Below are 18397 nucleotides of genomic sequence, written 5' to 3'. Positions count from 1 at the left end.
TTCTGTGGGATTTGGTGGTCGGCTGCAATTTATGCTGAAAGTGCCCGCTCCTCAATCCAAGCCTCGAGCAATGAACGCAACTTTGTAATAGAGGGTATTTCATCAGAATTGATTTTGATGAGATACTTCGCAGCATCGGCAGCGGCAGCACTCTTGATCGACAGCTCATGGTCCTCACAAAACGTGTTCAGGGCCTTACGGATCATGAGCATTGACATTGCGGTGGTCATTTAAAGGGTCTCCGGCTCGAACGATATTGACCCAGTTTTAGCGAGCAGTTGTACCTCCAATTTTCCAGCCTGGTACCGATTCGTAGCTGCAAGTATCGGCGGCGCGACACGGTACAGAGTGTTACATGTTGGTTCTAAGCAGCGAACGAACCGCCTGCCCCCCAAAGCGACTTTTGCACTAGCGCGGACGGCCCTGGAATCCGCCGCAACTTCGGATTGTTTACGCTGTTAAGCCTTTGAGCGGAACCGAACTCGCTATCTGCAATTCTTCAGGAGAGCTCGGATGCTCGGCGCCATGCGATGCAAAGCGCTAAGCTTCGACCATTTAGATCAGCCAACGGAAGAAACGGGTTCGTGCTGAGCGCTCAGACCATGTGACTTTCCGATCAGATCGGCTGCCCGCTCACCGATTACAACACATGGCGCCATCGTGTTGCCAGTCGTAATCCGCGGCATAATCGAGGCGTCCGCAATGCGAAGACCCTCGATGCCGTAGACCTTGAGCTCATTGTCGACCACCGACATGGTGTCTCGTCCCATCTTGGCAGTGGAGGTTTGATGCCAATAGGTGACGGCCGATCGCCGGATGAAATCGATCATGCCTGATCTGTCGCGCACACCTGGAGCTGTTTCGCCTGTCACCAGCGGGGAAAACCCATTGCTGTTTCCAAGCTCACGGCACAACTCGACTGCGGCCAGAGCGGCGGCCATGTCCTCAGGCTCGCTGAGGGAGTTCGGCTCAATTAGGATAGGGTCGTTTACATTAGGACCTGAAAGACGCAACCGACCGCGGCTTTTCGGCTGGGCAAGACCATTGAACATCGTCCAGCCGTGCTCAGGCGTTTCGAGACCGGTCTCAGGCGGAGATGGAACTGCGAACTCCAACTGGCACTGCAGAATGTCCGGCTGAGATAGGCGTGCATCACTCTTCCAGTAGATATTCGCCTCGCAGCCGCTACCGCCGACTGCTTCAGGCTTTCGATATGCCCAGGTGCAGCCGAAGGCGAGATGGTCCTGGTGATTTCGGCCGACACCTGGCAGATGTTGCACGACCGGAATGCCATGCGATTGCAGCTCGTCTTCCGGGCCGATACCGGACTGCATGAGAACCTTCGGCGTATTGATGGCCCTTGCCATCACGAATCCGCAGTTCAGCGATCGAAGCGCCCCCGGCCCCCTCCATCATCTCGCCGTTCGTTGAATCGAAGACTGGAACACCGATAGCTGACGCAGCGCTCAAAAGCGCCTCCGCCACGGGCTGTGGAGACTGAGGCTGCGCAACGTAGGCGGGTCCGCCTATACCGCGACGAACCGGGTCCGGCGCACCCTGCCAATCTTCAATCCGCCGATAGTAGCGGAGGATAGCTTCATATCCCCAGGCAGTATCACCTGCCTCCTCGGCAAAATGATTCCAGTCTTCCCTGTGCCCTCTCGCCCAGACCATGACGTTGATGCTCGAGCCGCCGCCAAGTCCCTTACCCATGTTGAGAGGAAGGCGCCGGCCATTCAGGCCAGGTGCCGGTTGCCCGACAAAGCCCCAGTCCCGGCTGGAACCGAGATTGAGGGGCCACTGAGCGGGGTTCGATACGGTTTCGGATTGATCGTCTCCGCCGGCTTCAAGCAACAGCACGCTGGCGTTTTCATCTTCTGCCAGTCGTGCAGCGACGACCGAGCCGCTGGACCCGGCGCCGCAGACGATGAAGTCGAAGACATCGCAGGCTTCGCTCCGCGCAGGTGCGGCATTTTCAGTTGGGTTTTGGTCATGGGTCGGCAGTTCCACGTGAGTTCCTCCGTGAATTGTTTCAGGTGAATTTGCTGATGCTTGGGTCGCAAGAGGCGAGAATTCCCCCGACGTGGGTCAGGGATCCGGAGTGCGGCCGATATCTCGCTTCTCCCAAAGGCGAGCAGTTGAAGGAAATTTTGCCGGCGCTATCGGGAGGGTGCTCGACCGTCCCGATAGCGCGAAATCGATCACTGCTTTTTTGCCGACGCGGTCTTCGCGGCCTGATCGATCGTATCGGCGATGATCGCCGGCTGCGTCATGAACAGGGCGTGGCTCGCCGATACCTTGGTGATCTTCGCACCGATGCGCTCAGCCATATGGATCAGCATGGCCTGGTCGAAGGCCTTGTCTTCCGTGGCAATGACGGCCCAGCTGGGCTTGGTCCGCCAGGCGGCATGCTTGAGCTTCGTGCCGAAGGCCGACATATTGATCGGGACCTGTGAATCCCTCATGAATGCGACATCCGCATCGCTGACGTCATGCGCGAACCCGGCCTTGAACTTTTCCGGGCTGACATATCCGAAGCCGTCCTTCGTCGTCTCTATGACGAACTCCGACGCAGGAGCAAATCCCTCATATTGCTGCGCCGTCGTTTCGCCGGCGTCCGGGGAAAGTGCGGAGACATAGACGAGCCCTGCAACTTTCTGATCGATACCGGCCTCGGTGATGACGGTACCGCCCCAGGAATGCCCGACGAGAATGACCGGACCGTCCTGCCGCTCAAGCGCACGAGCGGTCGCGGCAACGTCATCCGCGAGAGACGTCAGCGGGTTCTGGACGATGGTAACGCGATAACCGCGCTTGGTCAGATTGTCGTACACACCCTTCCAGCCGGAGCCGTCAGCGAAAGCTCCATGAACGAGGACGACATTTCTGACGGACTGGTCCTGAGGAATGGTGTCGGCGGAGTTTGCCGGCAGAGCGGCAGTCAGTGCGGCTGCTGCCGCGATTGCAGCGACGGTAGTCGGGGTCTTGCGTGTCATGCCTTTCTCCTTTTCCAATTGCGATAACTGTTATCGCGATATGCTCAAGCTGCCAGATGTCGATAAACACGTCAACATAATTATTATCGCGATATTGTTTTTCGTCGTTTGAGGCGTTACCTTTTACAAGGACAGGAGCTCAGAATGACCGAAAACCACAATGATCCACCGCCCTTGCACGACCAGCTTTGCTACGCGATCTACACCGCAGGCATTGCAATCCAGCGGGCCTACAAGCCCCTTCTCGACGAGCTGGGCCTGACCTACCCGCAGTATCTTGTTCTTAACGTGCTATGGAGCGAGGATGGGCAGACGGTCGGCGCCATTGCCAACGCCCTTGCCCTGGAATCCAGCACCCTGACACCGCTCCTGAAGCGACTTGAGACCGCCGGCTTGCTGCGCAGGACACGAAACCTGAGCAACGAACGGCAGGTCGTCATCGCCTTGACCGACGAAGGCCGTGCCTTGCAGCACAAAGCGGGCTGCCTCAGCGACACTTTGCTCGCGGCGTCGACCCAGACGCCAAAGGAACTAGCGTCTCTCAACCGCGATGTCCGCCACCTGCGCGATGCGATCTATTCCCAGATCGGCGGGTGGGATGCACCCGCCTGAGCTACGATGGTGTCCATGGTCTGAATGCTCAAGCGGTCGGAACGGTCCCGCCATCGATCACATGCTCCGTGCCCGTGATCGAAGACGCTCGATCCGATGCCAGGAAGGCGATGAGGTCGGCCACCTCCTCCGGTTTTGCCGGCCGGCCGAGCGGTATGCCACCGAGCGAATTCATGATCACCTGGACCGCCGCGTCGTAGTTGATGCCGGCTTCCTCGGCTATGCGAAGAGCCAGACCATTGGCACCCGGATCGGCAATCCAGCCGGGAGAAACGCGGACCACCCGCACGCCTTTCGGAGAGACCTCCTTGGAGATGCTCTTGCTGTAGGTATTGAGTGCGCCCTTGGCCGATGCATAGCCAGTTGTCGCCTCCGGTAGTGGAAGGTTTCTCTGGATGGACGTCACATGGATGACGACGCCGCTTCCCTGCGCGATCATGCCGGGGATGAGAGCGCGATCCAGTCTGATGGCCGGAAAGAAATTGAGGTCGAATTCCTTTTCCCACTCCTCGTCGGTCAGCGCGGCGAAGCCACCCGAGGGGGCCGAGGAGCCACCCAGCACGTTCACGAGGATGTCGAGGCCACCGAGTTTTTGGCTCACCGCGTCGACGACAGTTTCTACCCCGCGCTTGGTGGTCAGATCGGCTTCGACGAACGCCGCACCAGCGAGGTCTGCCGGCTTCTTGCGAGCGGTGGTCAGCACACGGGCACCGAGTTCCTTGAATAGCGCCACCGTTGCAGCGCCCGCACCCGACGTGCCGCCTGTGATCAGGGCACGACGCCCCTGCAAACTGAGAAACTGTGTCATACGGTGATCTCCAGCTCGGCAACCTTTTCGTTTGCGAGAACGAAGATGAAGCGCAGGTCGATCGGGCTGCCCGGGAAATCGCCAACGGCATGGGCCGTGACCTGGCTTTTCCCGGTCTCGGTCACGATGAGGAACGGTTCCACCGTGTAGCTGTATTGCTGGGCTTCATCAGCCATCCAGGCGCGGATGGCATCACGACCTTTGTGGATCTGGCCCTTGTCCTTTACGATGCCATATTCGGTGAATGCAGCTGCAATTGCTTCCGGGCTACCCGTCCGGTCGGCCTCGAAATAGGCCTCGATTGCCTTCGGTAGTTTGACAGTCATCTTGGCTCTCCAATCATGTTTCGGTCTCCGCCAACTGCGGGTTTCGGCCTCGCTGGGTCGATGGGCGCTAACTTACTTCAGCGCGATTGACGCGATAAGCGGGACGAAATAGGATGAGACATCACGAAAAGAGGGACAATGACGCGGTCTGTTCTTACCGATCTGGATGCCGTCCTGAGCATCGCTCGTCGCGGTTCGTTTCGGGCTGCTGCGCTCGAGCTCGGCATGTCTACGACAGCGCTGAGCAATGCCATCGCAAAGCTTGAAAAGAACCTGGGCATTCGGCTGTTCAATCGGACGACACGAAGTGTCTCGCTCACCGACGCCGGCACGACTTTCGTCGAGCGGATCGGACCGGCAATGACCGACATCCATGATGCCATGCTGGCGGCTCAGTCGCTGCAGGAGATCCCGATCGGAACACTACGGATCAACGCATTTGCCACGGCAGCACGCGAGGTGATGGAGCCGCTGATCTTGCCTTTTCTGCAGCGCTACCCGCAGGTACACATCGACCTTGTGACCGAGGGACGGCTCGTCGACATCGTAGCGGCCGGGTTCGACCTGGGCCTGAGGCCTGTCGACCTGGTGCCGCACGATATGATCGCCGTGCCACTCGGTCGAAAGCGCAGTAACGCCGTGGTTGCTTCGCCGGACTTTCTGCGCACGCACGGTACGCCAATTGTTCCGGCCGACCTGTACAGGTTTCGGTGTATTCGCGCGCGTCTTCCCAACAATGCTTTGTTCAGATGGAAATTTGAGAAGGACGGAAATGCCGTCCAGATCGACGTACAGGGCGCGATCACGCTCGACGAGTCGAGCCTTGTCAGAATAGCGGCTCAGAATAGTGTTGGGCTCGGCTACGTCATGGAGGCGGATGTGCGCGAGGACATTGCGGCCGGGCGACTGGTGCGCGTTCTTGAGGACTGGACACCCTCTTTGGAACCTCTGGCGCTATATTATCCCGGCAGGAAGAATCCGCCTGCTGCCTTCAGTGCGTTTATCCAGGCATCCCGCAATTTTTCACACAGCCGATAAGCTCTTGAACAGGGTCGAACCTGCGACCCACGATTACATACAACAGAGGAGGGAGTGTAATATCGCGGAGGTAGGGAGGGGGTAACGGACTTACAGCTTGCAAAGAAGCGGAGCTCGGTCCCGCGCAGTAGGATCTTTTTCTTCCTTATGGCTGCAATCCCGCGCAGCGTGCGGTGTTTCGGATATGCGCCTCCATTTCACTGCATGCGCCATCTGCGTCATTGGCCTTCAGAGCAGCTATGATGCGGCGGTGCTCCGCAATGGATTGCCGCATTCTTTCCGGGTCCGTGATCGGAATTGGCTGGCGCTGGGTTTCAGTCACCTGATCTCGTACTGTTTGGTAAAGCGCTCTCAGCATGGTGTTGGAGCAGGCCGACACGATGATGCCATGAAACTCCAGATCGGCATCCACATTGGCGAGCAGGTCCTGATTGGCCCAGCAATCCTCCATGGTTTTGGTCGCCTCTTCCATCTTATCCAGCTGTGCTTGGGACAGCCGTCCGGCGGAAAGGCGCGCAATCTCGCCCTCGAGCAGGATACGGGTCTGGAAGACATCAAAAACAGAATAACTTTCGGAATAACGCCACGGCGCCATGTTGCCCATTTGGCCAGCCGTCCCATCAGCGGCGGCCACGAATGTCCCTCGCCCGGCTTCTGTTTTAAGCAACCCCAATGTCTCGAGCGTCAGTAGGGCCTCGCGTAACGACGCCCGGCTGATGCCAAATTTCTGGGAGAACTCGCGCTGTGAAGGGATTTTCTCACCCGCTTTCAATTTTCCAGTCTGGATCATGGCCTGGATTTCGCGGGCAACCGATTGTGGCAAGAGCGTCTTATTGAGCATCCGATCCCTGTTCCCTGAAACCTGCACTGCCTCTTTCGATACATTTTTCAAATGAGATCTTGCAAAGGATTAAAGCGCGTGCTTGTCTGGTCGTACTGGTCTGACCAGTTAGACCAACGTAGATTGGCTTGAATCATAAAACAAGGGGTTCTCAAATGCTTCACGTTTCGCGCATGAAAAGCACGTTTATCGCCGGGTTGATCTCGGCTCTCGGCGTCTTCAACGCACAGGCTGCCGATCTGACCGTCGGTGCGAATATCGGCAACGTTCCATGGGAGTTCCAAGATGCCAGCGGCAAGGTCGTTGGCTTCGAAGTTGACCTCGTCAACGAAATCGCCAAGCGCCTCGGCAAGTCGGTGGAGTTCGTCAACACGCCGTTCAACGGTCTGTTTCCGGCTGTCCAGTCCGGCCGCATCAACATGGCGATTTCATCGATCACCATCACTGAAAAGCGCCTGGCGTCAGTCAGCTTCGCCCAGCCATATTACGATAGTGACCAGTCTCTGACGGTGACAGCCGCTTCCGGCATCACCGGCCTCAAGGACATGGGTGGCAAGGTCGTCGGTGTCGACACCGGATCGACGGGAGATATGTGGGCAGAAGCCCATAAGGGTGATTACAAGCTTGGCGAAATCCGCAAATTCGAAGGCTTGCAGCCCGCCATGCTCGATCTCGTAGCCGGCCGTGTCGATGGCTACATCTCCGATATTCCAGCACTGCTTTATTACGCCAAGGACAAGCCGGAGCTAAGGTTGTCGAGCGCATTCCGACAGGCGAAAAATACTCGATCATGTTCAACAAGGGCGATCCACTTGCCGCAGAGGTCAACACGGTTATTACCACGCTGAAGGGCGAAGGCTTCATCGCCAAGCTGCATGAAACTTGGTTCGGCGCAAAGGCCGAGGACACGACCTCGACCGTTGCCGTCCTTGACATGCCGAAGGCCAAGTAAGGCTTGCATTGCATCCGGCGGGACTACTCGTGTCCCGCCAGATTGCCAAGGGGGCCTGTCCGGCATGAACCTCATCAATACCTTCTTCAATATTCCCGTATTTCTCAACAGCCTGCCCCAGCTGCTCTGGGGGCTGGTTGTCACCATTCAGATCGGGATTACCAGCATCCTTTGCGGTCTTGTCGGCGGTCTGTTTCTGGCGGTGGCACGCCTTTATGCCCCCTCCGCTTTCACGCTGCTGATCCGCGTCTATATCGACATCTTCCGGTCTATCCCGTTGCTGGTGCTGTTGATCGTCGTCTATTACGCGCTTCCGTTCGTCGGTATCCGGCTGTCGCCGTTTCTATCTGCCGTCACAGCGCTGTCTTTGGTGTCCGCCGCCTATACCGCCGAAATCTTTCGCGCTGGCATCGAGGCTGTACCCCACGGGCAATTCGAAGCATCCGCAGCGCTTGGCCTCTCCAACCGCAACACGATGGTGGATATCATACTGCCGCAGGCTATCCGCATCGTCATTCCCCCGCTTACCAACAATTGCATCAATGTCATGAAAGACACCGCCCTTGCTTCGGTCGTAGCCATGCCAGACTTGTTGAAACAGGCAACGCAAGCCCAGGCGCTCAACGCCAACCCCACGCCGCTGATCGGTGCAGCCCTCATCTACATCGCGCTGCTCTGGCCGATGGTTGCCGTCGTGACCCGTCTCGAAAGACATTTCAATCGGGGGAAACGTTGATGGAAAAGACGACCTCCCCGCTGATTTCCATCCGCGGGCTGACTAAAGCCTATGGCACATTCACCGTGCTGCACGGCATTGATCTCGATGTGGCCGAAGGCGAGGTCGTCTGCGTGATCGGCCCTTCCGGTTCAGGCAAATCGACGCTCATTCGATGCATCAATCATCTGGAAGCGTTTCAGCCAGATAGCAGCATCACCGTAGATGGCATTCGCGTTGCACCGGGCCCGGCCCTTGCCAAGGTGCGTGCCGAAGTCGGCATGGTGTTCCAGTCGTTCAACCTGTTTCCGCATATGACCGTTTTGAGAAACGTCATGATCGCCCCCATTCGGGTGCGAAAGACGCCGGAAGCGGACGCCGAACGCAAGGCGCGCGAGCTTCTGGCTCGCGTCGGCATTTCCGAGCAGGCAGAGAAATTTCCAGGCCAACTCTCGGGCGGTCAGCAGCAGCGTGTGGCCATTGCCCGGGCGCTGGCCATGGAGCCAAGGGTTCTGCTGTTCGATGAGCCAACATCGGCTCTCGATCCGGAAATGGTCGGCGAAGTGCTGGACGTCATGCGCAAGCTCGCGGGCACCGGCGTGACCATGGTGATTGTCACGCACGAGATGGGCTTCGCCCGCCAGGTGGCAGACCGCGTCATCTTCATGGATGGCGGCAGGTTAGTCGAATCCGGCAAGCCTTCAGACATTTTCGACAATCCAAAAGAGGCAAGGACGCGCGGCTTCCTTCGCGCCGTTCTCAATCACTGAATAAAAGACCTTTCGGGAGACCCAGGAATGACCACCTCATCACCGCTCGACCTCGATTACGTGCGCAACCAGTTTCCGGGCCTGTCCCGCGGCTGGACCTATTTCGACAATGCGGGCGGATCGCAAATCGTGAAAGGCGCGCTTGAGCGCATCAATACGTTTCTGATCGAAAAGAACGTGCAGATCGGCGGCTCCTACGCCGTATCGCAGGCGGCAGCTGCAGCACTCTACGAAGCGCGGACAGCTGCCATGAACTTGGTCAATGCTTCGCGCCCGGAAGAAATCGTGTTCGGCAATTCCACCACGGCACTGCTGCAGAACCTTGCCCGCGCGATGCAGAGCCAGCTTTCGCCAGGCGACGAGATCGTCGTCACGGTCAGCGATCACGAATCCAATATTGGCCCTTGGGACCGGCTGAAAGAGGCCGGCATCACACTGAAGATCTGGCCGCTCAACAAGGACACGCTGACGCTCGATCTCGCCGACCTGGCGCCGCTGATGAGCGATCGCACCAAGTTGGTCTGCGTAACACACGTTTCCAACATTCTCGGATCGATTAATCCGATCCGAAAGATCGCCGATCTCGTGCATGCGCGTGGCGCAAAGATCTGCGTCGATGCCGTGGCCTATGCCCCGCACCGCGCCGTGGACGTGCAGGCCTTAGACGTCGATTACTACGTCTTCAGCCTCTACAAGACCTACGGTCCACATTACGCGCTGATGTATGGCAAATATGATCTGCTGCTCGAGCTCGACACGCTCTACCATTATTTCTACGGCAAGGACAAAGTGCCAGGTAAGCTGGAACCGGGCAATCCCAACTATGAACTGGCCTACTCCACCTGCGGCATCGTTGATTATCTAACCGCACTCGGCGAACAGGCGGGCGAGACCGGCACGGTGCGCCAGAAAATCGAAGCTGCCTTTGCAGCCATTACCGCCCAGGAAAACCTTCTGACGGAACGGCTCCTGAGTTACCTACGCACCAGAAACGATTGCCGGATCGTCGGGCAGGCCAACCAGGACGAAACACGCGTGCCAACAATTGCCTTCCGCTTCGATGGCCGTGAAGCTGGCGAACTCTGCAAGGCAATGGACGGCGAAAACATCGCCATGCGTTTCGGTGATTTCCATTCGAGACGGCTTGCCGAGTATCTTGGGCTGACCGACCATGGCGGCATGCTGCGCGTTTCCATGGTCCATTACAACACGCTGGACGAGGTCGATCGCTTCACGGCAGCACTTGACCGTATTCTGGCTGGTGATGCGGGATTTGCGAAAGCAAGCTGAGCTGTGAACGGCAACAAGGACATGGAATGATGCGTTTCGATACGGTGATCAGGCACGGAACCGTGGTGACGGCAAGCGACACATTCGTCAGCGATGTCGGCATCAAGGATGGTCGTATCGTCGCACTTGCCGCCGAACTGACCGATGCCGACGAGGTGATCGACGCCACCGGCCTCTTCGTGATGCCCGGCGGTATCGACAGCCATGTCCATCTCGACCAGCCCTCCGGCGATGGCATCGTGATGGCCGACGATTTCGACAGCGGCACTCGCTCGGCTGCCATTGGTGGAAACAGCACGGTTCTGGCCTTTTGCATGCAGGAAAAGGGACAGTCACTTCGAGAGGCGCTGAAGATCTATCACGCCAAGGCGGAGGGCAAATGCCATGTCGACGTTGCCTTCCATTTAGTCATCACTGATCCAACCCCTGAAGTGCTCGGCCAGGAACTGCCAGCGCTTGTCGAGGACGGCTACACCTCGCTTAAGGTCTTCATGACCTATGAAGGCCTACGGCTGCGCGACGACGAAATCCTGGCGACGCTGGATACGGCACGCCGCACCGGCGCCCTCGTCATGGTTCACTGCGAGAACGAGGATGCGATCCGCTACCTGATCGGCCGGCATGAGGAGGAGGGCAAGTTCGCGCCGAAATTCCACGCCACGACGCGGCCTGTCGCCGCCGAGCGCGAAGCCACCCACCGGGCGCTTTCGCTTGCCGAAATCGTGGATGTGCCGATCGTCATCGTCCACGTTTCGAACCGCGAGGCGATGGAAGAAATCCGCCGTGCCCGCCAGCGGGGTCAAAAGATCGCAGGCGAGACGTGCCCGCAATATCTGATGCTGACCGCCGATGATCTCGACCAGACAGAGATGGAAGGCGCCAAATACGTCTGCTCCCCACCGCCGCGTGACAAGACGAGCCAGGAAGCCTGCTGGGAGGGGTTGGAACAGGGCGTGTTCGATCTGTTTTCATCCGATCACTGCCCTTTCCGCTTCGATGCCCCGGAAGGAAAGTTGAACGAGAAAGGCAAGCGGCATTTCCGTTGGATTCCGAACGGCATTCCCGGCGTGGCGACGCGCCTACCGATCCTGTTTTCAGAAGGCGTCATGAAGGGTCGGATCGACATCAACCAGTTTGTTGCAGTCACCTCTACCAACCATGCCAAGCTTTACGGGCTTTACCCGCGCAAAGGCACGATTGCGATCGGGGCCGATGCTGACATTGCCCTTTGGGACCCGGACAAAAGAGTTACCCTGACGAATGATATCCTGCAGCACGGCGCCGACTATACGCCTTATGAGGGGCAGGAAGTGCGTGGTTGGCCGGTGCACCTGCTCTTGGGTGGCGAGACTATTGTGAAGGACGGACTGCTCACCCAGCAGAAGGGACGCGGCAGCTATCTCCTAAGAAATCGCTCTTCCCTTGTCCCGAGAGACGCGTGACCCACCTAGACAGTGCCGTAAAGGCCAGACCGTGCTCATCGTTCGGACGCGCCGTCAGTGACAAATGTGTCGTCGGGTTGAGATATGGGAGGACCTGTGGATCATCGATGAAGATGTCGATATCAAAGCTTTCGCGATGGCTTATCTGGAGCATAAGGGCGGTACCGCCGCCGAAAGTCCAGCTATCGAGAAGTTTAAAAGAAGAGTTTGCCTGATTGATAATCGACACAGACTGGTCGAAAAGACTTTCCCATTGGCTCATCAGGACAGCCCTCAGGCGGCCAAGGCGAGGGGATATCCGGCTAGTTGCGAGAATTTCTGGGCAATCTCGGATGCGGCTCCGTGGTCGATTTTCATCTCATCCAGAAACTTGTGCTGGAGGTCGGCTTTCACTTCGGAATAGAACGAGAATGCTGAAGCATCGAAATTCTCAACGCTCGCGAAATCCGAAATCTTCGAAGCGAGTTGCTCAGCCGAAAGGTTCGTCCCGTAAGGGGCGTTCACCGTCGACAGTACCTTAATAGCAACGCTAGACATCGCTATCACCACCAGTTTTCGATAAGCTATGTAATACATACCCGCCAAAAACACAAGAAATACCGCAGAAGCAGGCATTCTGCGGCTACTAGATAAATGAGAAATGATACCGCAACGAGCAAGCCACGGTCGTAATGGAAGAAACGAGGCTTAAGCGCCGCTGACATACCACAACACCTGCTATAGATGTTCGTGGATGTAAAATTACTAGCCGGAAAGCGGAAACGCTGCACGACGCCTTAAACTTTTGATGGGAACAGAATCTGTAACGTTGGTAATCTTTCCCCATCTGCTTGCCACACCGATCTACAGTAAGTTTCGAGACCGTGGCGTCGAAATTAGCAGGATCAGTTTTGCACGTAGATCATGACAGCCCCCTCCCCTTCACCAGGGCATAAATCGCCGGAATGACGATCAGGGTCAGCAGCGTCGAGGACACCATGCCACCGATCATCGGCACCGCGATACGCTGCATGATCTCCGCTCCCGTCCCGCTACTCCACAGGATCGGCAGGAGTCCCGCCATGATCGCCGCCACAGTCATCATCTTCGGGCGAACCCGTTCGACAGCCCCGACCATGATGGCGCGATGAAGGTCCTCTCTCGTCAGCCGCCGCCCCTCATTGGCGCATAGAGCACGCCGCTCCTTCAAGGCGTGGTCGAGATAGATCAGCATGATAACACCGGTCTCCGCGGCAACCCCCGCCAAGGCGATGAAACCGACGGCCCCCGCAACCGACGCATTGAACCCGAGCCACCACATCAGCCAGAATTGTTTCGCATCGCGGATATGTCGCATCTGTGGGTGCTGGCTGATCTTTCGGAATATGATCTAGCCTCCGTGCGGCTCGGTGCAAATGTGCGACTGACCGTTCGCAGCCTGCCCGGGCGGACGTTTCAAGGCACGATTGATCTCATCTACCCGCAGGTCGATACGCAGACGCGGACAACGAAGGTCCGCATCGAACTCCCCAATCCGGATGGCGTGCTGCTTCCCCGAGGGGCAGAAGTCGATCTCCATCCTGCTCTTCGAGGACCTGATGATTGTGCCGCTTCTGGCGGTGGTCGCTTTCCTCTCGCCACTGTCCGACGGGCAGTCGGGATGGATGGATGTCGCATGGCGCTCGGTGCTCTGCTCATTCCTCTTGGCGTGTCGAAATGGGGCCTGAACCCGTTCTTCGCGCTTCTGGCGCGGGCAAGAACGCGGGAAGTGATGACGGCTGGCGCGCTGCTGGTGGTGCTGGGCGCGGCCCTGCTGATGGCCGGCGCCGGGCTATCCATGGCGATGGGCGCGTTCCTCGCTGGCGTGATACTGTCGAGTTCGAGCTATCGCCACCAGATCGAAAGCGATATCGAGCCGTTTCGCGGACTGCTGATGGGCCTGTTCTTCATGGCCGTTGGCATGTCGCTCGATCTTTCTGTCGTAGCCGCCGAATGGGCGCTGCTCATCGTCATGCTGGTCGCCTTCACCATCGCCAAGGGCGCGGTAGTCTATGGGGTTGCCCGCCTGTTCGGTGGCTCCAGCCATCAGGCAGTGCACCGCACCTCGATGTTCCTGCAGGGCGGCGAGTTCGCCTTCGTGCTCTATGCAGCAGCAACCGCCGGCGGGGTGATCGATCAGCGCGAAAATGCGCTGTTCACCACCGTGGTGATCTTCTCCATGGCGCTGACGCCGCTGCTGATGATCGCCGCGGACAGGCTCCTGCGCAGCGAGGCTTCGATGCAGGGTGTGGAAGCGGTCCTGGTGATCTTCATCACCAGGGTCGCAAACAGCCGACCTACAACCAACGACACAACCACTGCCCGGACTTAATTTACAAACGAGTATTCAGACATGACTGAACCACGAAAAATCCTGGTCAACACCGAACAGTTCAAGAATGGCGATGCCCTGTTCGCCCGCTTGGTTGAGGCTGGTTATACCGTCGAGGTCAACGAGACCTTCCGCCTTCCGAGCGAGGAAGAACTGATCGAAAAGCTGAAGGATGGTGTCGTCGCCACGATCGCCGGCGGCGAGCCCTATACGGCTCGTGTTCTTGAAACTGCACCTCATCTGAAAATCGTCGCTCGCTGGGGCGTCGGATACGACAAGGTCGACGTCAAGGCGCCGACCAAGGCTGACATTCCTGTTGCTATGGCACTGACGCTTGCTTGCCGCATCGGCCCGCGTGATGCCATGGTCAAAAGCGGCAAGTGGTTCTTCGACGGATTCCATCAGGGGCTGTGGGGGCGCACTGCCGGCATTATAGGATTGGGGCGGATCGGGTGTGCTATGGCTAGGCGTTGCGTCGCCTCGGCGATGGACGTGCTGGTTTTCGATCACTTCGCAACCGACGTGCTGAACTCGACGAGATCTTCAAAAATGCCGACCTGATCCCGGTCCATGCTCCATCGACACCTGAGACCCGTCACCTCGTCAACGCGGCGCGGCTTGCCCTCGTCAAGCCGACCGCAAGGCCGGACCGCCTTCCGCATCAGTCTGTCATCATGACGCACCCGACATGAAGATGTCGTTCGCCTCGCGGACACGTTGGTAGACGCAGCACGTGAATAAGAGCGCTTTCCCGGGAAAAGGATAGCCCGGGAATGTGTGGCACGCCAACGCCAAGGGTAAGCTATGCTTTGGCACTCTGACATCTAAGGTCTTGATGAAGATCGAACCTTTGGCTCATTTATTCGTCATGAACTGAGAGGCAGAGGATCAGTGCCTTCGCTTAGGATTGCAAGGTATCGTCGATAACTGAACACACGGCCACGCCTGCGGCCGGTTACCTCATCAACGATGCCCAATCGCTCCAGATCTGCGAGTGCAGCGTTGACTGTTGGTGCGGACAGACCTGTGATCTGAACGATCTGGTTCGCCGTGTGAAAAGGATTCTGCTGGAAAAGCTCGTGAATGCGAAGAGCAGATCCTGCTCTATCACTTTCCATCGTGATCCGCTCCCGATCTTCCTTGAAGAGATCAACGATCTGAGTGGCAGCCTCAAATGCCTGATTGGCAGTGTCGGCGACGCCGGCGAGGAAAAAGTCTAACCAGGCTTCCCAGTTTCCGTTTTCGCGAACCTCCTGCAGCAACCGATAATATTCTCTCCGATGGGACTTTAGATAGAGGCTGAGGTAGAGCAGCGGCTTTCGCAGAACGCCGTTCATGCACAGATACAGGGTTACAAGCAGGCGGCCGATACGGCCATTGCCGTCGAGAAACGGATGGATCGTTTCGAACTGCACATGCAGCAGGCCAGCTTTGATTAGTGCCGGCAACTGGGATTGCTCATCATGCATAAAGCGTTCGAATGCATTGAGGCAATCGGCCATCTCAGTGACGGGTGGCGGCACGAAGAGTGCATTACCGGGGCGCGTACCACCAATCCAGTTTTGCGAGCGGCGAAACTCTCCTGGATCCTTGGTGCCGCCTCGCCCACTGTGCAGGAGCCTGGCGTGCATCTCTCGGATCAGGCGCAACGACATGGGCAGCGTTTCCAGTCGTTCCAAACCATACATCATGGCGTCAACATAGTTGGAGACTTCACGGATATCATCAACCGGCTGTCCAGCTTGAGCTTCGGTCTCGAACCGCAAGAGATCGGAAAGTGTCGACTGCGTCCCTTCAATCTGCGAGGAAAGAACAGCTTCCTTTCTGACGTACATATAGAGAAACAACTCCTGTCGCGGCAGCAGCATTGTTATACCATCCAAGCGTCCCAGCGCGCGCTCTGCCAGGCTGAGACGCTCCAGCAATGAAAGCACATCAATCGCCGGCTCGGGTGGCAATGGCGGAGGCACGAACGCCCGCACTGTTTCACTGGCAGCGATCGTCTCGACGAAACGACCCAGGCGATGTTTGGATTGGGAATCAGACATGCCCCAGTATCAACCGCGCACCTTATTTAAACAAGACGCACTCCATTTAATTAAGGCTCAGACTTAGATAAGCGCGCTTAATTAACGTTCGGACATCGAGCTCCCGAACCCTGATCCAGAGTAATTGGCATGGGAGTAAAATGCGATGACTAAGCTGAGTGAACGGTACCGCGTCCGGTACATCTTTTCTCAAAGCTCCCCTCCTACTTCCGCTCGCCCTCGGCATTGGTGCCGAGAGAAACGGAATAAGCATGACCAAAAAAGACCTTTCATCACGAAATTTTCAGCGAAAGATATCCGAATTCTGCGAGCTGCGTATCGCGCCATTCACATCCAAACGAGTGCTGGAGAACGTCCGCCCTTATCTCCTAAGCTTGATCATCTACCGAAAATCGCCGCCGTTTCTGAATGGCCATGTCGATTGGGCGACAATCGGTCAGTCCTGTGGGATAGAAGTCGAATTGACGGCGGAACTGAAAAAGCAACTCCGGCCAGGCTTGGATGCAATCATCCGATGGCTCGGGGCACCACCGGCAGCCGAAGAGCGACGGTCCCCAAAGCCAAAGACCCGCCCGAACAAAATAGTGTCTGCAAAGAAGGTAGCTTCCATATCCTCGACCAGAAAGCTTCAACGCGCGACAACCGACGGTACATTTGCGCGGTCTGGGTCCACACCACGAGGTCCGGCACCGAAGCCGATCAGTCCTTTCCCGGAACCGCTATTCGAAGCGACAGAGGATCCGGCAAGTTTTCAGGATGCGTTGGTCTATCATATGCGCCGGTTCGGCGACAGCTATTGGCAGCTCTACCGAGCCGTTGTTCATCTCAATGAGACCTTCGACAACAAGACGCTTCTATCCTGGATCCAGGGCTCGCGCGTACCCCGATCTGTTGCGAGTTTCGATATCCTCCGCCGCATTGAGCGACGCTACCGACTTCCGGAGGGATATTTCAAAGAGAAGCTGCCGCATCAGGTACGTTCGCTTTATGGTCACGAACTCGGTGATATTAGCCCGGCCGAGCGGCGCAGGATCTCGCTGCATCTTCCAGATGACTTCAGCAGTCTGCCCTTCACCAAGCGCCAAGAAATCCTTGATTGGGTGCGCCGTGTGATCACTTCGGGATCGACGGAGTATCGTCGATACCAGGCGGCGGCCAGCAAGCAACGCTATGCCATCCGCTTTCCCGGTGTCACTTATGGCGGGAGCGCACTGTCGGCCAGATCCTTGGCATCCGCAGTTGGAGCAAATCAGAATATTGAGGCCGATTTCGATGATCCTGATCTGCTTTCAGGCGTCGTCGACGCGCCGCCGCAGCTTGCCATGGAAATGGCCGATCTCATTCGTTTCAAAACCTCGACACTGACGGCGATTGGATTTCAGCGGAATGGTGTTTGGGGAGAAGAAACGGCTTCTCAGAAAATTGAGCATCTTGGTTTGATGTTCGGCGCACTGGCCGCGTCACCGAATAGCGCCCTGAAGGGCTACGGCGTACCACTCAGCCGATTGAGCTTTGGTCTTCTTATCTTTCCTGGTGTTTGGGACTGGTATCTGCAGTGGCGGGAACAACGCCGTGGCTTCTATACAAAATGGGAAGAAGACATGCTGATGGTTGCCCAGGCCCTCTCGCATGCTAATGTCGGCTGGATCCGACAGCCCCCGGAGTTGCTCCATAACGTCAGGCCTATTGCGGGTTTGATTGAGCAGGAAGAAATCGACTTCGCAGCTCGCGACTGGCATGGCGCCTGTGACGCATTTCATCGGCACGCAGCCAACCGATCGAAGGAAATCCAACGTGTCATGCGCGTCCATCGTGACCCGTTCGAGTCAATCATGTGCGTCCTCGAGGCCGAAAGTCCATTAGCGGAATATCGGAAGATCACGGACGAGATTCTTGAACGCATGCCGGATGAGCACAGATATCCGCGGTCGGCGGCAGAGGCCGTCAGGTCGTTCCTGTTACACCGAATTGGCCTGCACCTCGGGCTACGACAAAAGAACCTTCGCCAATTGCGGAACAGGTCAGCCACGGCGAGAAGCTGCACATCCCCCTTCGTGCCTTGTCCGGAGCGAAAACTGGTAGCTTCTGATTGTAGATAGGCACGACACTCGCCGGATAACCGACAGCATGGCATGCTTGGCATCCCTCGGGATAGTCAGCGACCGGATATCGCGCGGCGCAGCGCCTGGCGGTATTGGAGAACTTTTCC

The 18397-nt window shown here is 57.4% G+C and carries 14 protein-coding genes and 6 pseudogenes; 10 read left to right on the top strand and 10 right to left on the bottom strand.

All coding sequences use genetic code 11. From position 1 onward, the window contains the following. Positions 1-29 precede the first annotated feature (29 nt). The 3 genes and pseudogenes from JNB91_RS14545 to JNB91_RS14535 form a co-directional block, all read right to left on the bottom strand. On the bottom strand, positions 30-230 hold the full coding sequence (locus JNB91_RS14545) for a hypothetical protein (RefSeq protein WP_220326227.1): 201 nt from the start codon (positions 228-230) through the stop codon (positions 30-32). Positions 231-560: 330 nt separating this feature from the next. Beyond that, a pseudogene (locus JNB91_RS14540) lies at positions 561-2010 on the bottom strand (GMC family oxidoreductase). A gap of 191 nt (positions 2011-2201) precedes the next feature. Further along, positions 2202-2996: an alpha/beta fold hydrolase gene (locus tag JNB91_RS14535; RefSeq protein ID WP_220326226.1), complete on the bottom strand. Its 795-nt coding sequence runs from the start codon at positions 2994-2996 to the stop codon at positions 2202-2204. A 144-nt stretch (positions 2997-3140) separates the two neighbouring features. Here JNB91_RS14535 and JNB91_RS14530 point away from each other — a divergent pair, with 144 nt between their 5' ends. After that, complete coding sequence (locus JNB91_RS14530) at positions 3141-3608, top strand: MarR family winged helix-turn-helix transcriptional regulator (protein WP_220326225.1); 468 nt, start codon at positions 3141-3143, stop codon at positions 3606-3608. A gap of 28 nt (positions 3609-3636) precedes the next feature. Here the strand turns inward: JNB91_RS14530 and JNB91_RS14525 are convergent, their stop codons facing one another. Further along, on the bottom strand, positions 3637-4416 hold the full coding sequence (locus JNB91_RS14525) for an SDR family oxidoreductase (RefSeq protein ID WP_220326224.1): 780 nt from the start codon (positions 4414-4416) through the stop codon (positions 3637-3639). After that, on the bottom strand, positions 4413-4742 hold the full coding sequence (locus JNB91_RS14520) for a nuclear transport factor 2 family protein (RefSeq protein WP_220326222.1): 330 nt from the start codon (positions 4740-4742) through the stop codon (positions 4413-4415). The genes JNB91_RS14525 and JNB91_RS14520 overlap by 4 nt, the downstream gene beginning before the upstream one ends. Positions 4743-4880: 138 nt before the next feature. Between JNB91_RS14520 and JNB91_RS14515 the strand changes: the two genes are divergently transcribed. Continuing rightward, positions 4881-5780, top strand: coding sequence for a LysR family transcriptional regulator (locus JNB91_RS14515; protein WP_220326220.1), 900 nt, complete (start codon positions 4881-4883; stop codon positions 5778-5780). A gap of 145 nt (positions 5781-5925) precedes the next feature. Here the strand turns inward: JNB91_RS14515 and JNB91_RS14510 are convergent, their stop codons facing one another. Next, complete coding sequence (locus JNB91_RS14510; RefSeq protein WP_220326254.1) at positions 5926-6621, bottom strand: FadR/GntR family transcriptional regulator; 696 nt, start codon at positions 6619-6621, stop codon at positions 5926-5928. Positions 6622-6776: 155 nt separating this feature from the next. On the opposite strand from JNB91_RS14510, the pseudogene JNB91_RS14505 reads away from it, so the two are divergent. From JNB91_RS14505 to hydA, 5 genes and pseudogenes are all read left to right on the top strand, one after another. Further along, a pseudogene (locus tag JNB91_RS14505) lies at positions 6777-7573 on the top strand (ABC transporter substrate-binding protein). Positions 7574-7637: 64 nt separating this feature from the next. Continuing rightward, on the top strand, positions 7638-8309 hold the full coding sequence (locus JNB91_RS14500) for an amino acid ABC transporter permease (RefSeq protein WP_220326219.1): 672 nt from the start codon (positions 7638-7640) through the stop codon (positions 8307-8309). Beyond that, positions 8309-9058: an amino acid ABC transporter ATP-binding protein gene (locus tag JNB91_RS14495; RefSeq protein ID WP_275957787.1), complete on the top strand. Its 750-nt coding sequence runs from the start codon at positions 8309-8311 to the stop codon at positions 9056-9058. Before JNB91_RS14500 ends, JNB91_RS14495 begins: the two co-directional genes overlap by 1 nt. Before the next feature lie 27 nt (positions 9059-9085). Next, a complete protein-coding gene (locus JNB91_RS14490; RefSeq protein WP_220326217.1) occupies positions 9086-10348 on the top strand; it encodes a cysteine desulfurase-like protein in 1263 nt (420 codons plus the stop codon). A 29-nt stretch (positions 10349-10377) separates the two neighbouring features. Then, the gene (hydA, locus tag JNB91_RS14485; protein ID WP_220326252.1) at positions 10378-11790 is read left to right on the top strand and encodes a dihydropyrimidinase; all 1413 of its coding nucleotides are present in this window, start codon (positions 10378-10380) and stop codon (positions 11788-11790) included. Here the strand turns inward: hydA and JNB91_RS31435 are convergent. From JNB91_RS31435 to JNB91_RS14470, 3 genes and pseudogenes are all read right to left on the bottom strand, one after another. Next, positions 11753-12052 (bottom strand): annotated as a pseudogene (locus JNB91_RS31435) (nucleotidyl transferase AbiEii/AbiGii toxin family protein); the annotation flags it as partial. The gene hydA and the pseudogene JNB91_RS31435 sit on opposite strands and share 38 nt — an antisense overlap. 11 nt (positions 12053-12063) lie before the next feature. After that, complete coding sequence (locus JNB91_RS14475) at positions 12064-12327, bottom strand: hypothetical protein (protein ID WP_220326214.1); 264 nt, start codon at positions 12325-12327, stop codon at positions 12064-12066. A gap of 364 nt (positions 12328-12691) precedes the next feature. Further along, a pseudogene (locus tag JNB91_RS14470) lies at positions 12692-13096 on the bottom strand (efflux RND transporter permease subunit); the annotation flags it as partial. A 21-nt stretch (positions 13097-13117) separates the two neighbouring features. Here JNB91_RS14470 and JNB91_RS14460 point away from each other — a divergent pair. Together JNB91_RS14460 and JNB91_RS14455 are read left to right on the top strand one after the other, a co-directional pair. Further along, positions 13118-14140: a cation:proton antiporter domain-containing protein gene (locus tag JNB91_RS14460; protein WP_430736281.1), complete on the top strand. Its 1023-nt coding sequence runs from the start codon at positions 13118-13120 to the stop codon at positions 14138-14140. Between the two features lie 21 nt (positions 14141-14161). Beyond that, positions 14162-14832 (top strand): annotated as a pseudogene (locus tag JNB91_RS14455) (NAD(P)-dependent oxidoreductase). A 174-nt stretch (positions 14833-15006) separates the two neighbouring features. On the opposite strand, the gene JNB91_RS14450 reads toward JNB91_RS14455, so the two are convergent. Continuing rightward, the gene (locus JNB91_RS14450; protein WP_220326213.1) at positions 15007-16188 is read right to left on the bottom strand and encodes a Fic family protein; all 1182 of its coding nucleotides are present in this window, start codon (positions 16186-16188) and stop codon (positions 15007-15009) included. Positions 16189-16439: 251 nt separating this feature from the next. On the opposite strand from JNB91_RS14450, the pseudogene JNB91_RS14445 reads away from it, so the two are divergent. After that, positions 16440-18281: pseudogene (locus tag JNB91_RS14445) on the top strand (hypothetical protein); the annotation flags it as partial. Positions 18282-18397: the final 116 nt, after the last annotated feature.

Source organism: Aliirhizobium wenxiniae, assembly GCF_019511445.1.
Classification (GTDB): domain Bacteria; phylum Pseudomonadota; class Alphaproteobacteria; order Rhizobiales; family Rhizobiaceae; genus Neorhizobium; species Neorhizobium wenxiniae_A.
This window is presented reverse-complemented; position numbering and strand designations above follow the sequence as displayed.